The organism is Natronobacterium haloterrestre (assembly GCF_900112205.1).
In the GTDB taxonomy this organism is placed as follows: Archaea; Halobacteriota; Halobacteria; order Halobacteriales; family Natrialbaceae; genus Natronobacterium; species Natronobacterium haloterrestre.
The window spans coordinates 72,384-88,626 of record NZ_FOKW01000009.1; the positions used below are offsets into that span (position 1 = coordinate 72,384).

Genomic DNA, 16,243 nt, shown 5'->3' on the forward strand with positions numbered 1-16,243 from the left:
ACTCGGGATGGGACGTTCTACGTCACTCCTCTTCTTCCGAGAGCGTCTGCCAGGACAGCCGCGGACTTCGGGCCGCGCTGGTCTGGTCGATCCGACGCGCGGTCGTCCGTTCCGGGGCGTCCTCGAGGGTCGCGTCGTCCTCCCCGGCGACGGCGTTGAACGCCGCCGCGAGGCGGTCGAGCGTGTCCTTGCTCTCGACCTCGGTCGGCTCGGTCATCAGCGCCTCGGGGACGATTTCGGGCCACTTGGTCGTCGGCGGGTGGACGCCGTAGTCGAGCATGCGTTTCGCGACGTCGGCCGCGTCCTGGTCGCCCGCGCTGGCGACGAACTCGTGGTGGAACGGCTCGTAGGGGACGTCGTACTCGATCCGACTCGCGAGGTAGTTCGCGTTGAGCACGGCCTTGGCGCTGGCGTCCGTCAGCCCCTCGTCGCCCAGGCGGGCGATGTAGGCGAAGGTCTTGACGAGCACGAGCCAGTTGCCGTGGAAGCCGTGGACCTTGCCGATGGTGTGTTCGGGCTCGAACAGTTCGTAGCTCGCGTCGCCGTCGGTCCGGACCCGCGGCGAGGGGAGGAACGGCGCGAGTTCGTCGACGACGCCGACCGGGCCGGCACCGGGGCCACCGCCCCCGTGGGGCGTCGCGAACGTCTTGTGGACGTTGTAGTGCATCACGTCGAAGCCCATGTCGCCGGGACGGGCGCGCCCGAGCAGGGCATTGAGGTTCGCCCCGTCGTAGTAGAGCAGCCCCCCGACGTCGTGGACCATCTCCGCGATCTCCTCGATGTCGCGCTCGAACAGCCCGAGCGTGTTCGGGTTCGTCAGCATCAGGGCCGCCGTGTTCTCCGAGAGGGCCGCCTCGAGGGCCTCGAGGTCGACCCGGCCCTCGTCGTCGCTGGGCAGGGAGACGACCTCGTAGCCGCCCAGCGCGGCGCTGGCGAAGTTGGTCCCGTGGGCGCTCTCTGGAACGATGACCTCGTCGCGGTGGCCCTCGCCGTTGTGCTCGTGGTAGGCCGCCGCGACGCGGATGCCGACGAACTCGCCGGCCGCGCCTGCGGGCGGCTGGAGCGTGACCGCGTCCATCCCGCCGATCCGGCCCAGGTAGTCCTGGAGCCGGTACAGCAACTCGAGGGTGCCCTGGACGGACTCCTCCGAGCGATCGGGGTGAACCGCTCCGTCGGGGAGTGCCGCGACGTCCTCGGTGAACTTGGGGTTGTACTTCATCGTACACGACCCCAGCGGGTAGGGGCCGCTGTCGATCCCGTAGATCATCTGGGAGAGCCGCGTGTAGTGGCGGACCAGTTCGGGTTCGGAGAGTTCGGGCAACTCGAGGGAGTCGCGGGTGAGGTCGTCGGGGAGCGGGGAGTCGTCCCCATCGTCCCCACCGTTCTCCTCGCCGATCTCGACCCGCGTCAGATCCTTCTCCGAGAGCAGGGGTTCGTACTGGCCGTTCTCGACGTAGCGTGCCTGGTCGTATCGAACGTTGTCGTCAGTATCAGTCATCGTACCACCTCGGAGAGCGCCTCGACGAAGCCGTCGATCTGCTCGTCGGTCGCGCCGGCGACGCAGATCTGCAGTTCGTGGTCACCGACGACGTGGACCGCGTACCCCCGGTCCTCGAGATCGGCCGCGATCGCCCGCGCCGGCTGATCGACGCGGGCGACGAACTCCCGGAGGTGGTGGCGGTCGTGAACGGGTGCTTCGACGCCGACGAGGTCGTCGACGCGCTCGGCGAGGTCTTCGGCCCGTCGAACGCCGCGTTTTGCGAGGTCGACCATGCCGCTCGGGCCGAGCGTTGCGGCGTGCATCGCGGTCCGCAGGGCGACCCACGCCTGGTTCGTACAGATGTTACTCGTCGCCCGCTCGCGTCGGATGTGCTGTTCGCGGGTCTGCAGCGTCAGCGTGTAGGCCCGACGGTCGGTCGCGTCCTCGCTGGCCCCGACGAGCCGGCCGGGGACCTGCCGGAGGTAGTCCTCGCGACAGGCAAAGAGGCCGAGGCCCATCCCGTAGCTCGTCGGCAGGCCGAGCACGCTCGCGTCGCCGACGACGACGTCCGCGCCGACGTCGACCGGCCGCTCGAGCAGCGACAGCGCGATCGGGTCCGAGCCGAGGGCAAACAGCGCCCCGGCGTCGTCCGCGAGGTCGCCGATCTCGTCGAGGCGCTCCTCGATCGTTCCCCGGATCGTCGGGTTCTCGGCGTAGATCATGACGACCTCGTCGTCGACGCCGTCCTCGAGGGCGGCGAGGTCGACGCCGCCGTCCTCGGTCGGGTACTCCTCGACGACGAGATCCGTGCCGGCGACGTAGTTCTCGAGGGTGCTACGGCGTCCCTCCCGCAGGAGGTCGGGGACGAGTACCCGCGTGCCGCTCGTCGAGCGGACCCGGTCGGCCAGCGTCGCGGCTTCGCCGAGCGCGGTCGCCGCGTCGTACATCGAACAGTTGGCGATCTCGAGCCCGGTCAACTCGACCAGAAGCGACTGGTACTCGAACAGCGCCTGCAGGAACCCCTGGGACACCTCGGGCTGGTACTGCGTGTAGGAGGTGAGAAACTCCGAGCGGTCCGCGAGGTGGTCGACCAGCGAGGGGACGTAGTAGCCGTAGTGGCCCCGGCCCAGTAGCTCCGTGAGGTCGTCGTTTCGCTCGAGGAGCGAACGAACCAGTTCCCTCGTCTCGCGTTCGGTCCGTGCATCGATGCCGAACTCGCCGTCGAACTCGACCGCCTCCGGGATGTCGAACAGTTCCTCGACGGCCTCGGCGCCGACGGCCTCGAGCATCGCCGCCCGTTCCTCCTCCGTGTGGGGAGCGTACGGGCTCCCCGTTGCGTGTGAGTGTGATCCGGTCATGGGTGAGCGTTAGCGTGAGCGTGAGCGTAGTGATGGTCGTGCCGTCCACAAACGTCCGCGAACGCCCGCTCGCGAACGGAAGCCGTTGCCGTTCGCTTTCGCGCGGGGTCTGTCGTCCGTTCCGGTTCGACGTCGGCCACCGGGTCGACGTCGTCACCGACCGCCGGCCGTCCCCGCCCGCACGAAACGCGGGTATCGATTCGAGACACGATATGCGTTGCTAACGGCTAGGGGGTAATTAACGCACCCGTTCCGGCCGACGCTTCGGGGTTCGTTTCCGGAGTCGACGGGTCAGTCGCGGCTCCCTCGAGCGTCGGCGTTCGGGTTGGTGGGGGTTTCGGTCTCCTGATCGGTCTCCGTCGCGGCTTCCGACTCCGCGTCGGCTCCGGAGGTCGTACTCTCGGCGGTTCCGGAATCTCGGACCCCGACCGGGGGCATCGGCGGCCTGCCGGCTCCCGGTTCGGAGTCCCGTCGCCGCTCCCGGGCGTAGACGTCGACCGCGATCTTCGCACCGCCGAGGACCACGGGCCCGACGAACAGCCCCACCGCCCCGAAGACGACGATCCCGCCGAAGATGCCGACGACCACGATCGCCGAGTTGAACGCGCTCGTTCGACCGATCAGCGCCGGTCGCAGATAGGTGTCCGAGGCGCTGACGATCGAGCCGTAGACGACGAGGCCGGCCGCCGCAAGTAACTGATCGGTCGCTACCAGGTACACCGAGATCGGCAGCCAGACGCCGAACGCGCCCACGAGCGGCAACAGCGCCAGCACGAAGGTCGCGACGGTCAGGAAGACCACCGCGGGGACCTCGAGCACCGCCAGTCCGGCCCCGAGGGCGACCGCCTGGATCGCCGCCACGGCCACGTTGCCGACGACCGAGGCCCACATCAACTGATCCAGTTCCGCCAGCAACTCCCGCTGAAGACGGTCCTCGATCGGCAGGACTCCCCGCAGCCACGCGATCAGCCGACCCCCGTCCCGTAACAGCGCGAACAGGACGAACAGCGTTACCGTGATCCCGATCAGGATGCTCGGCAGGCCGCCGACGATCTCGAGGCCGCTCGTGGCGAGCCCCTGGAGCCCGGTCGCGATCGGCTCCTGGTAGGTGCCCCACATCTCGACGAGATCGACCGTGTACCCCGTCGCCTCGAGTCGCGCCTCGATCGCTTCGACGTCGAGACTGCCGTTCTGGACGGCCGACACCACCTCGAGCGCCTCGCGGAAGGCGATGGCAAGCACGTACGCGACCGGCAACAGGATCGTGAGGATCGCGACGCCGACGAGCACGACCGCGGCGTACAGCGGCCGGAGATACCGCTCGAGTTGCCGCTGGGCCGGTGCGAGCACGTACGCGAGCACGATCCCCAGCAGGACGTACTGGACGTACGGCAACACGACCAGCGCCGCGAGGAGGACGGCGACGGCGGCGACGGCGGCGAGGGCGGGCCGCTCGGACGCCCGCGTGGGACCCGCGGAACTCTCTCCCATGGGTTGGGGTACGACAGTGGGTACAATGAGTCCCGGTGATTCTCCGCGTACGGTGGCCGCCCTCGTCTCACCCTCACCCGCGCGTCGAGTCAGTCCTCGAGCAGCGTCCTCGAGGAGTTCGTGACGACCAGCAGGCTGCTTGCACCCATCGCGAGCGCGGCGAAAAGCGGGTTGAGAAGCCCGGTCACGGCAAGCGGGATCGCGACGGCGTTGTAACAGAACGCCCAGGCGATGTTGCCTTTCACGCGGCGGTCGGTCGCCCGCGCGAGGTCGAAGACGGTCTCGACCGAAGTGAGGTCGTCGTCGACCAGCGCGACGTCGGCGGCGTCGGCGGCCATCGCGGTACCGCCGCCCAGCGCGATTCCCAGGTCGGCGGCCGCGAGCGCGGGAGCGTCGTTGGTGCCGTCGCCGACCATGACCGTCGGCCCCCGCCCCTTGAGCCGCTCGACGGTTTCGGCTTTTCCCTCCGGCGGGACGCCCGCGAAGACGCGGTCGACGGCGTCGTACTCCCGGAAACGGTCGGCCGCCCGCGGGTCGTCGCCCGTGAGAACGACGACCTCGACGCCGTCGTCGGAGATGGCCGACACCGTCTCGCTCCACTCCTCGCGAAGGTCGTCGCCGACGACGATCACGCCCTCGGCGCGGCCATCCTGGCCGACCGCGACCGGCACTCGCCCGGTCTCGCGTGCGTCGTCGATCCGATCCGCGACGGCGTCGGGCACGTCCCAGCCCCGGTCGCGGAACAGGTCGGGGTGGCCGACGACGACCTCCTGGCCGTCGACGACGCCCGAGACGCCGTTACGGTGGCTCTCGAAGGAGTCGACGCGGTCCCGTTCCCGGTCCGAGTCCGAGTCCGAGTCCGGGTCAGGGTCCGAGTCCGGGTCCGGATCGCCAAAACCGTCGGCCGCCCCTTCGCTTTCCGCCTCGACCGTACCGCCGTCCGCGACCGGGCGCGCCGCCGCGATCGCCGTCCCCACCGGGTGCGCGGATCGATCCTCGAGCAGGGCCGCCCGCTCGAGCAGGTCGTCGTCGCAGTCGGCGTCGACGACGGTCATCTCGCCGGTCGTCAGCGTCCCGGTCTTGTCGAAGACGACGGTGTCGGCGTCGCGGATCCGTTCGAAGACGCTGTCGTCGAAGACGACGATCGAGTTTCGCAGGGCGTCGCGGATGCCCGCCGCGACGGCGAGCGGCGTCGCGAGTCCGAGCGCGCACGGACAGGAGACGATCAGGACGGTGAGTCCGATCAGCAACGACTCGGCGATTCCGGCCCCGCTGACGAGGTAGAGCGCGGTGACGACGGCCGCGAGGGCGAGCACGACCGGGACGAAGATCGTCGCGAGTTTGTCCGCGAGCTTCTGGATGCCGCTGGTACCGCTCTGGAGGTCCCAGACGAGTTCGGTGATCCGGTCGAGCGTGCTCGTGGCGTTCTCCCCGACGCGGATCGTTAGCGCGCCGTTGGAGACCATCGAGCCGCCGACGACCTCGTCGCCGGTCGCCTTGGTGACGGGCAGCGACTCCCCGGTGACGACCGCCTCGTCGACCGCGGCTTCGCCGTCGGCGACCTCCCCGTCGACCGGGATCCGCTCGCCGGCCCGGACGAGCACCCGGTCGCCGGCCGAGAGGGCCTCGAGGGCGACGGACTCGTGCTCACCGTCGTCGCGAACCCGGCGGGCCTCGTCGACCTGGACCGTCGTCAGGTCCGAGAGCCGTTCCGTGGCCTCGCGTTTGATCGTCGACTCGTAGTAGCCGCCGACCGAGACGATGACGACGATGGCGACGGTCACGTCGTAGTAGATGTGGGGGCCGCCCACGACGATCGAGAGCGTGCTGTAGAGGTAGGCGCTGACGGCCGCGATCGCTACCAGCAGGTCCATGTTCGGCGTCCGCGTCCGGACGGCGACGTACGCCCCCTGGAGGATCGGCCCGCCGGTGACCAGGAGGATGACCGTCGTTAGCGCGGCGATGACGACGTAGAAGGGCGTCGCGAGGCCGCTCGCGAGCGTCTCCTCGAAGAACGTCGTCGTCCGCTCGTCGTAGAACAGGCCGCCGAAGTAGGTCGGATAGATGATGACGAGATACTGGAGCATCACCATCATCCCCATCAGGACGCCGACCCCGATCCGGGCCGCCTCCCAGTCGTCGGCCCGGCGGCGGCTGAACGCGTCCTCGCGGTCGTAGGCGCTGTAGCCCAGGCCGCTGATGACCTCCCGAATCTCGTCGACCGAGACGGTTTCGGGGTCGTGGTCGATCCGAACCGTCTCCGTGACGTAACTCGAGTTCGCGTTGCTGACACCCTCGGTTTCGGCGGCGACCGACTCGATAAACGCCTCGCAGGTCGCACAGTACATGCCGTCTACCTCGAGGTAGGTCGCCTCGTGGTCGTCCGGGACGTCCGGCTCCTCGCTCGAGGGTTCGTCCGTCTCGTTCTCCGTTTCCGTATCACGCCGCCGGCGAACGTCCGCGGCACTGACGTCGTCGACGTCGCCGAGCGCGTCGTAGACGTCGCGACAGCCGACACAGCAGAAGGCGTTGCCGTCCGCGACGACGCCACCTCCCTCTACCGGAAGGTCACAGAGCGTGCAGCCGTCGGCCGCGTCGGTCGCTTCGTCGGTCATCGTTCGGGTGAGTTTCGATCAGTGTCCGTCGTGGCCGCCTGCCCCCTCGAGTCCGGTCCCTGCCGCCTCGATTCCGTCGTAGAACGGCAGTTGCGGGTGCGGAACGTGTATCCCCAGCGCCATCAGTCCGTGGGCAAACAGGACGTAGCCGAGGGCGACGAACGCCACCCCCAGCAGTCGGTGGACGCGCCGGCGGTGAGCCACGTCGACCGCGTCGATGACGGTCCCGTAGGCGAACACCGCCGGCACCGTCCCGAGCCCCAGCGCGGCTAACGCGAGCGCGCCACCGACCGTCGAGCCGGTCGCGAAGGCATAGAGGAACGCGGGGTACAGCACCGGACAGGGGAGCAGTCCGTGCATCGCGCCCAGGCCCACGATCCCCGGCCCGTTCGCGAGCCGTTCGACGCGAGCCGTGAGCCAGGCCGTCACGCGCTCGAGGCCGGGGACCTGGATGCCGCCGGTCGTCCGGCCCAGCAGATAGTAGACGCCGGTCGCGATCACGAACGCACCGACGACGAGGCCAATGGCGCCCCGCGCGAGGTCGACGATCGAGGTGAGTTCGGCCGTCGTCAGGTAGACGAGGCTCCCGAGCGTTCCGAAGAGCGCGCCAAGCAGCGTGTAACTCGCGGTCCGGCCGAGGTTGAACAGGGCGTGCTGTCGGACCTCGTAGGTCGTGAGGTGGCCGGCCCGGCCGCGGCTCGAGGCCGCCCCGGCCCCCGTCCCTCGACCGGCACCGTCGGCCCGCGCCGACCCACCGTCCATGTGGCTTGCATACACGGTCACGAGCGGGCCACACATGCCGATACAGTGTGCACCGGCCAGTAGGCCGATGACGAAAAACAGCGCCACGTCGATGCCGAGGAAAGTGAGTGGATCCATGCGTGATGCGTGATCGACCTCGAGAGGGTCTGACTCTGACTCCGACTCCGACTCCGACTCCGTTCGGATTCCGATTTCGATACCGGTTCCGTCTCCGGTCCGTGTCGTACCCGGTGCCGGTCCCGGTGCCGGTCGCTATCAGTTGCCCTATCCACCGGAACGGGTAATGGGTTTCGCATCACTCGAGTCCGGACCCAGGGGTTCGAGAGCTCCGGACCCCGGACACGGCTGCCCGAAGGAGAAACTGAACCGGATATCGAGCGAGAAAAACGGGACGACACCCGAACAGGACGACCGAACCGCGATCGCTTCGTTACTCGACGTAGCGATACTTCCGTTCGCCCATCCGGCCCCAGCCGTCGAAGACGAACTCGGACTCGGGCGTCGTGAACTCCTCGACGTCGGAGTCGACATCGTGGTTGTGGGCGTCGTGGATCTCCTCGTAATCCGCCCACTCGAGGTCGTATCGCTCCTCGAGTTGTTCGTCGACGTTCAGGCCCTCGATCTCGTCTTCCCAGCCGCTCTGGACCGTTTCCGCGTGGATCTCCGCCTGCGCGCCGCTCCCGTAGGAGCCGACCAGCAGCGTCTCGCCGGTCATGTCCCGGCCGTCCTCGAGTGCCTGCTTGAGGGCGCTAATGCGGGCGACGTGGACGGAGCCAGTGTACCAGTTCCCGACGTTCCGGGAGATCGACAGCGTCGGATCGATCGTGGCGTCGTACCACTCCTGGTAGCGATCGGTTTCCTTGAGCGAGTCCATGTACTCCCGCAGTGCGTCGTGGTACGCCTCGTCGTCGTCGAACGCCTCGGGACGGGGCTGGCGGCCGATCTCGTCGGCGAGTTCGTCCTCGATGCTCGTGTCACGGATGACGTGTCGATAGGCGAGCAGCGCGGCCTTCCGGACCATTCCGGGGAACGGCGTGTGGAACGGCGCGTACGCGAAGTCATCGGGGTGAACGTCGCCAGCAACCTGCTCGTAGTCCTCGAGCGCCTCGCGCATGCGTGCGAGGTACACCTGCACCGAACGCTTGCCGTCCACCGAGGGGAACTGCTGGTTGGGCTTGAGGAAGTCGGTCTCGTCGGCGGAGCCGTACCCCTGCTCGGCAGAGAGTTCGACCAGATCCGGATCCTCGTCGATGTACATCGCGACGGCTCCGGCACCCTGGGTCGCCTCGCCCGCGTCGCCACGGGCGTACAGGGCCGTGTCGGTGGCGATCACCAGGGCACCGCGGCCCCGGTTCCGCCCGGCCTTGATCCAGTTGTACGCGTCGTCCAGGCTCTGGGTCCCCGCGATACAGGCGAACTTCCGCTCGCCCTTGTTCGCGTGGTGGAAGTCACCCTCGAAGACCTGCTCGAGGCAGCCAGCGACGTACGTCGAAACCGGCTTCGAGTTGTCGAACGCGCTCTCGGTCGCGACGTCGATACGGCCGATATCGTCGGGCTCGAGGCCCTTACGTTCCATCAGCCGGTGAGCGGCGTTCGCGCCCATCGTGACGATGTCCTCGTAGCTGTCGGGGAAGGAACTGGCGTGGAGACCGAGGCCTTTCGTGTACTTTTCGGGGTCTTCGCCCTTCTGCGGGGCGAACGTGCCGGGGAGGTCGAGTTTGAGATTCCCGGTCCAGATCTCGATGGCGTCGATACCGACTGCGGTCATACCTTCAATATAGCGGTGATGATACAAGGTATTGTCGTTCCTCACTTCGACGATCGACGAAGAACGTGGCGTCTCGAACTGGCTCTGCTCGAGCGACGTTCCCGGTCGCGGGAAAGAATCGATCCGCGCGGAAAGTATAGTCAGTTCGTCGACCCGACGGCCGGCTCGCCGTTCACGTCGACGCCGTTGGGCGAGTAGTCGAACGTGCCCGGATCCCCATTCTGCCGGAACTCAGCTCCGTCGACATAGAGGGTGTTGCTCCCCTGATTGAGGTCGCCGGACATCGTTCCGCCAGTACCCACGTCGATCGCGGTTCGATCGAGGGTCATGTCGCCGCTCGACTCGAGGGCGACGGTCCGTCCGTCCCCGGTCGACTCGAATCCAGCGGCCGACGCGTCGAGCGACGTTCCCGCAGCGGTAGTGATCTCCCCTTGAGTCGTCACAGTCGCCCGCCGCATCGAGACGGCATCGTCCCCGAAGATCGATATCGAACCGTCGCTGGCGGCGGTCCCATCGAACGCAGCCTCGTCCGCGACGATGACGCCGACGGAACTGACCGAAATATCGCCGCCGGATCGAACGGTCCCGTCCGATAGTGTAGTCCTACCTGCAGCGTCGAGCGTCACGGACTCGCCAGACCCGGCAGTCGTATTGAGCGTTCCGCCGACACGCAGTTCCCCGCTGGTAGTCGTCAACTGAATCCCACTGGATTCCGCCGATAGTTGCACGCCATCCTCGACAGTAAGCGTTCTTGCGGAGACGTCCATTCCGGTTGCGGAGAACGCGTCCTTCGCGACGATTAGGGAACCGGCGACATCGAGGCTTTCGAGATCGCTCTCCGAGTACGTCGGTTCGCCGTCATCGTATGCGCCGTTCCCGTTTTCATCGTGGTACGCGACCCGACCTTCGGGGAGGCCGGAACCGCCTGACTCGATTCGGACGGTAACGTCGAGTCGATCGCCCGTTCCGCCACTCGAGGCGTAGGCCGTAATGGTCCCGTTCGATCGTGCCTCGAGTTCGGCAGTGTGTTCGCCGTCCTGTATCGTTCCGGGCCCTGAAGGGAATGCTGCAGTTCCGTCGTCGCTGACGGCGTATTCGATGGTGGCTCCATCGATCGACGGGACGGTCTCGACGACTGTCGGTACCCTATCATATTTGTCGGCCACAGTAACCGTACAGCCGTCGGCTGAGCAGGAGACACGGTCGTCGTCGTTGTCTGTTCGAGTCCGGTTCCACTGAACGTCATACGCACCGCTGGATTCGGTCTCGTCGAAACGGGCGTCCGAGATATCGAATTCGTCGGTCCCGTCGGAACTGGCGTCACCGACGCCGACCCGGGCCATCCGGAGCCGATAGTCCGCGTCAGAATCGTTCGCGAGTTCGATCATCAGGCTCCCATCTGCGTACGCCGTAACCCGGGACCTGTTCTGGCCGTCGTCGAACGTGGTCCCGATCGTCTCGTTCCAAGCTGCCGGCGAGGCCGTCGGCACCGTAACCGTGATGTTGCCGCCGTCAGGTTCGATGTCGACCGGATCGGTTGGCCCGTCCAGCAGTTTTGCATCGACGGTGGTTGTCTCCCTCGCCGACGTCGACAGATTCCCCTCCACGAGGACGATCGTAATCTGATCGCCGTCGATTAGCGGTTGCTTGGTCCGGTCGATCACGGCGTCGTCGAATTCGTTGAACATGTACCCGTGTTCGATCCGGGTACGCGGGGCGTTCCGATATTCGTTGTACGACGGTTCGTAGACCACCGTCCGCGTCTCGTAGCTAGTTCCTACGAGCGCATCAGCATCACCGGAGTAAGCCCCATCGACCGTCGCGTTGTCGACGCGCACGGTCCCCGCATCAGTCGTCTCGAGCGTGCCACTGGGGTCCGGTGGATTCGTCAAGAAGGTCCGGGTGGGGTAGCTGGTTCCAAGCGTGACGGAGGCGGATGCCCTTTCCGGTTCGCCGGGTGCTCCCACGTTCTTGATCGCGTTCCGGAGCTCGCTCATCTCCCCCTGAACCTGCCGGTTATGTTCGTTCTCGATGACCTGATTTTCCGCGGGGACGCCGTTGACCTGATAGATCGCGAGCGCAGAGAACAGGATCGCGAGGAGCAAAATCGCCCCGATCTGGACCGTGACGGCCCGGTCGTCCCCCCGACGGATCATAATGCAAGATAGTCGTAACTACGTAAACGCTTATCGGCTCGAGTCGGGCCGAAGCCTCCGGCCCCGACCGTCGTCGCTCGAGTCGTGACTCGAGGCCCGAAATTATCGTCCGACCGCGACCGAAGCCGTGCCCCGAGAAACCGTGAATTACTCGTCCTCTTCTTCGACCACTTCGGGATCGCTCATCGCGCTCTGGAGCGAATCCAGCCCGTTGATCCACTCCGTGACCAGCCCGTACTCGAGGTCCTCGGCCATCTCCATGTCGAGCTCCTCGCCGTCGATGATGAGCGTCCCTGCCTGTGCGGCGAAGCCGAGTGCGGCGTCGAGATCCTCTTCCGCCTCAGCGTCGGCGGCGGCGCTCAGGTATTCCCCGACCGTGCCCTCGTCGGCGGGGCCGTTCGCGACGTACTCCTCGGCGGCGAAGAAGACGCAGACGAGACTCGTCTGGACGCCGTCGACGAGAATGAGCTTCTCCTCGTCCTCGATGTCGATCTCGTCGAGGACGATCTCGCGGACGTCGTCGATCTCCTCGAGCGCTTCCTCCTGATCGAGTTCCCCGTCGTCGTACGCGGCGACGATCTTCGCGATCGCGATCGCCGTGTCGTCCTGCAGGTTCAGCAGGAGTCGGGCCGAGTCTTCGTCCTCCGGATCGATGTCTTCGTCTTTGATGCGGTCGATCCAGTTCTGCCAGCGTTCCTCCGAGTAGAACTCGGTCGGGGGATTGCTCATACAGACACCTACACCGGCCGCTTGAAATGCCTTTCTCTACATCGGGCGCTCGCGGTGACTATCACGGTTCACAATGGATTCGCCGTCGTGCGATTCCCGATTCGTCGTGGCTTCGGTGCCGCTTCGGTGCCGGTCAGTTCCCCTTCGCAGTCGACTCGCGAACGACTCGCGAACGACTCGCGAGCGACTCGAGGCCAGTTCCGAGCGAGACGGCAACGGAGAACTCCCCAGCAGACGTCCTCGGCGACTACTCGAGCGTCGCCTCGGTATCGATCCCGTACACGCGTGCGGGCGTCTCGACGTGGGCGTTCCGGACGGCCGCGTCGTATCCCTCCTCGAGCAACCACCGGACCCGTCGAGGAACGGTCTTCGGCCCCAAGACGGCCCCGGGTCGGTCGGGATCGTCCACGTAGTCGGTCTCCATCAGGAACGGATCGCCGCGTTCGGCCGCGCGCTCGAGTCGGTCCTTGTCGCTCATGACGCTCGGAGTCGGTCCCTCGAGTCGGCCCGCGGCGTAGTGTTTGACGACCCGGTGGCGCTCCATCCCGGCCTCCTCGGCCCACTCGGCGACCTCGGTGAGATCCTCGCTGGCCTCCGTATGCAGTTGCACCGCACAGCCCAGGTCGCCGCCGTGTTCGAACGCGTGGCGCATGACGGCGTTGGACGCTTCCCAGACGGCGTCGTCGACGTCGTAGTGAGGCCGGCCGGACTTCAGCGCGAGCGCCTCGCCGTCGGCGACGTACTCCGCCGCGACGTCGATCCCTCCCTGCATGATCTCGCGGGCCTCGTCGGGGCTGTACCCGCGGTCGTCGACCAGCCGCGAGATCAGCCCCGGGTGCACGCCGAGGACGGGCCAGGCCCGTCCCTCGAGGACCTCCGAGGCCTCCTCGACGATCTCGATGGTTCGCTCGAAGACCGGTCGGAAGTCCTCGCCCGCGTCGGCCTCGACGCCCAGGTGCCAGGACGGTTTGTTGACCACGAGCAGGTGGGTCCCGCCGAGCCGGGCGAAGTCCTCGACGGCGTCGATCCCGCGGTGGTTGTCCGGATCGAGGTGGAGGTGGTTGTCCAGGACCGGGGTCTCGTCGATCATGTCCGTCGGTGGGAGGCGGCGAGCCGAAAAGCCACCGTTTCGCCGTCGACGCCACGCGCCGAGGTGCCGCAGCGTGTTCGGCGTTCGGGTCGCCGGAATCGACGGACGGCGGGTAATCCAGCAGGCGATGTGAACTACGAACAGCGGACTATTTCGACACCCCCTCGCCGTACCGGGGTTTGTCGGAACAAGATTTATATATTAGAAGTGCTTACGTTGAGTTAGTATCAAAATGAATCTCGAACAATTCACCGGTAGTGACGGGCAACCGGCCCGCCGGTACGAGTACGACGACGGCGTGGTCTTCGCCGTCGACTTCGGCCCCGAATTCGGGGACGCGGCGGTCGATCTCGTCGAGGACACCGTCATCGTCGTCGTCGACGAAGATCAGTACGAATTCGAGCTCCCCGACGGTGCAGGCGACGCGCATACGTTTATCAAAAACGGCGTACTCACTGTCGAACTGGAGGGCGATCTATGAAACTTACCGTTAAACCACTGAAACAGAAGGACGCAGGCCGCGGACTGGCCGCGATCGATCGCGTCTCGATGCGCGAGCTCGATCTCGAGAACGGCGACTACGTCGTGATCGACGGCGGTGGCGAGGGCCAGGCCGTCGCCCGCGTCTGGCCGGGGTATCCCGAAGACGAGGGCCGCGGGATCGTCCGCATCGACGGCCGCCTCCGCCAGGAGGCCGACGTCGGCATCGACGACAGCGTCACGGTCGAACCGGCGGACGTCAAACCCGCGACGTCGGTCACGGTCGCGCTCCCCCAGAACCTCCGCATCCGCGGGGACATCGGCCCGCTCGTCCGTGACAAGCTTTCGGGCCAGGCCGTCACGGAGGGCCAGACGGTCCCGTTCTCGCTATCCTTCGGCCCGATGGCCAGCTCCGGCCAGTCGGTGCCGCTGAAGATCGCGAGCACCTCGCCGTCGGGCACCGTGGTCATCACGGACTCGACGAGCATCGAGATCTCCGAGACGCCGGCCGAACAGGTCAGCGCGGGCGGCGCGGGCGCGTCGCCGGAAGGCGTCCCGGAAGTCACCTACGAGGACATCGGCGGCCTGGACGACGAACTCGACCAGGTCCGCGAGATGATCGAACTGCCGATGCGCCACCCCGAGCTGTTCCAGCAGCTCGGCATCGAGCCCCCGAAGGGCGTCCTCCTGCACGGTCCGCCCGGCACGGGGAAGACGCTCATGGCCAAGGCCGTCGCCAACGAGATCGACGCCCACTTCGAGACGATCTCCGGCCCGGAGATCATGTCGAAGTACTACGGCGAGAGCGAAGAGCAACTGCGCGAGGTGTTCGAGGAGGCCGAGGAGAACGCCCCCGCGATCATCTTCATCGACGAACTCGACTCCATCGCCGCCAAGCGCGAGGAGGCCGGCGGCGACGTCGAGCGTCGTGTTGTCGCACAACTGCTCTCGCTGATGGACGGCCTCGAGGAACGCGGCCGCGTGACGGTCATCGCCGCGACGAACCGCGTCGACGACATCGACCCCGCGCTCCGGCGTGGCGGTCGGTTCGACCGCGAGATCGAGATCGGCGTCCCGGACAAGGAAGGCCGCAAGGAGATCCTGCAGGTCCACACCCGCGGGATGCCCTTAGAGGACGACGTCGACCTCGAACACTACGCCGCGAACACCCACGGGTTCGTCGGCGCCGACCTCGAGAGTCTCGCTCGCGAGGGGGCGATGAACGCCCTCCGGCGCATTCGTCCGGACCTCGACCTCGAGAGCGAGGAGATCGACGCCGACGTCCTCGAGTCCCTGCAGGTCACCGAGGACGACTTCAAGGAGGCGCTCAAGGGCATCCAGCCATCCGCGATGCGCGAAGTCTTCGTCGAGGTTCCCGACATCACCTGGAACGACGTCGGCGGCCTCGAGGACACCAAAGAGCGACTCCGCGAGACGATCCAGTGGCCGCTCGACTACCCCGAGGTCTTCGAGCAGATGGACATGGAGGCCGCCAAGGGCGTCCTCATGTACGGACCCCCCGGGACGGGGAAGACCCTGCTCGCGAAGGCGGTCGCCAACGAGGCGGAGTCTAACTTCATCTCGATCAAAGGCCCCGAACTGCTGAACAAGTACGTCGGGGAATCCGAGAAGGGCGTCCGCGAGGTCTTCGAGAAGGCCCGCTCGAACGCCCCGACCGTGATCTTCTTCGACGAGATCGACTCCATCGCGGGCGAACGCGGCCAGCGCCAGGCCGACTCCGGCGTCGGTGAACGGGTCGTCTCGCAACTCCTGACCGAGCTGGACGGCCTCGAGGAACTCGAGGACGTCGTCGTCATCGCGACGACGAACCGGCCGGACCTGATCGACAGCGCGCTCCTGCGTCCGGGCCGGCTGGATCGCCACGTCCACGTCCCCGTCCCCGACGAGGAGGGCCGGAAGAAGATCTTCGAGGTCCACACCCGGGACAAGCCGCTCGCGGATGCGGTCGACCTCGACTGGCTGGCCGCGGAGACCGAGGGCTACGTCGGCGCGGACATCGAAGCGGTCTGTCGCGAGGCATCGATGGCCGCCAGCCGCGAGTTCATCAACTCGGTCGATCCCGAGGAGATGGCCGACACCGTCGGAAACGTCCTCATCAGCAAGGAACACTTCGAGCACGCGCTCGAGGAGGTCAACCCGAGCGTCACTCCCGAGACGCGCGAACGCTACGAGGAGATCGAAGAGGAGTTCGACTCGGCGGAACCCGCTCAGGAGGAAGACCAGCTCGGCCGGACGTTCCAGTAACGTCCGACCGTCTCCGCTTTCGTTCCCGGTCCGGTCTCGAATTTTCCCC

General features: G+C 66.9%; 11 protein-coding genes. 2 read left to right on the forward strand and 9 right to left on the reverse strand.

The window, feature by feature from the left end; all coding sequences use genetic code 11:
• Positions 1-22: 22 nt before the first annotated feature.
• The 9 genes from gcvPB to BM113_RS16560 form a co-directional block, all read right to left on the reverse strand.
• Positions 23-1,498 (reverse strand): aminomethyl-transferring glycine dehydrogenase subunit GcvPB, encoded by a 1,476-nt coding sequence (gcvPB, locus tag BM113_RS16520; RefSeq protein ID WP_089789155.1) that lies wholly within the window; start codon positions 1,496-1,498, stop codon positions 23-25.
• Positions 1,495-2,838, reverse strand: a complete 1,344-nt coding sequence (gcvPA, locus tag BM113_RS16525) for an aminomethyl-transferring glycine dehydrogenase subunit GcvPA (RefSeq protein WP_089789156.1) — start codon at positions 2,836-2,838, stop codon at positions 1,495-1,497. Before gcvPA ends, gcvPB begins: the two co-directional genes overlap by 4 nt.
• 291 nt (positions 2,839-3,129) lie before the next feature.
• Positions 3,130-4,329, reverse strand: coding sequence for an AI-2E family transporter (locus BM113_RS16530; protein WP_089789157.1), 1,200 nt, complete (start codon positions 4,327-4,329; stop codon positions 3,130-3,132).
• An 89-nt stretch (positions 4,330-4,418) separates the two neighbouring features.
• Positions 4,419-6,944: a heavy metal translocating P-type ATPase gene (locus BM113_RS16535; RefSeq protein ID WP_089789158.1), complete on the reverse strand. Its 2,526-nt coding sequence runs from the start codon at positions 6,942-6,944 to the stop codon at positions 4,419-4,421.
• Positions 6,945-6,962: 18 nt separating this feature from the next.
• Complete coding sequence (locus tag BM113_RS16540) at positions 6,963-7,823, reverse strand: sulfite exporter TauE/SafE family protein (RefSeq protein ID WP_089789159.1); 861 nt, start codon at positions 7,821-7,823, stop codon at positions 6,963-6,965.
• Positions 7,824-8,136: 313 nt separating this feature from the next.
• Complete coding sequence (gene hmgB / locus BM113_RS16545) at positions 8,137-9,474, reverse strand: hydroxymethylglutaryl-CoA synthase (protein ID WP_089789160.1); 1,338 nt, start codon at positions 9,472-9,474, stop codon at positions 8,137-8,139.
• A 140-nt stretch (positions 9,475-9,614) separates the two neighbouring features.
• Complete coding sequence (locus BM113_RS16550; protein ID WP_245758083.1) at positions 9,615-11,630, reverse strand: hypothetical protein; 2,016 nt, start codon at positions 11,628-11,630, stop codon at positions 9,615-9,617.
• Positions 11,631-11,777: 147 nt separating this feature from the next.
• On the reverse strand, positions 11,778-12,359 hold the full coding sequence (locus BM113_RS16555; RefSeq protein ID WP_007143616.1) for a DUF2150 family protein: 582 nt from the start codon (positions 12,357-12,359) through the stop codon (positions 11,778-11,780).
• A 247-nt stretch (positions 12,360-12,606) separates the two neighbouring features.
• Positions 12,607-13,449 carry a TatD family hydrolase gene (locus BM113_RS16560; RefSeq protein WP_089789161.1) on the reverse strand — a complete coding sequence of 281 codons (843 nt, stop codon included), beginning with the start codon at positions 13,447-13,449 and terminating at the stop codon, positions 12,607-12,609.
• A 232-nt stretch (positions 13,450-13,681) separates the two neighbouring features.
• Here BM113_RS16560 and BM113_RS16565 point away from each other — a divergent pair, with 232 nt between their 5' ends.
• Both BM113_RS16565 and BM113_RS16570 read left to right on the forward strand, forming a co-directional pair.
• Positions 13,682-13,930 (forward strand): DUF7127 family protein, encoded by a 249-nt coding sequence (locus BM113_RS16565; RefSeq protein WP_089789162.1) that lies wholly within the window; start codon positions 13,682-13,684, stop codon positions 13,928-13,930.
• Positions 13,927-16,194, forward strand: coding sequence for a CDC48 family AAA ATPase (locus BM113_RS16570; protein WP_089789163.1), 2,268 nt, complete (start codon positions 13,927-13,929; stop codon positions 16,192-16,194). The genes BM113_RS16565 and BM113_RS16570 overlap by 4 nt, the downstream gene beginning before the upstream one ends.
• Positions 16,195-16,243: the final 49 nt, after the last annotated feature.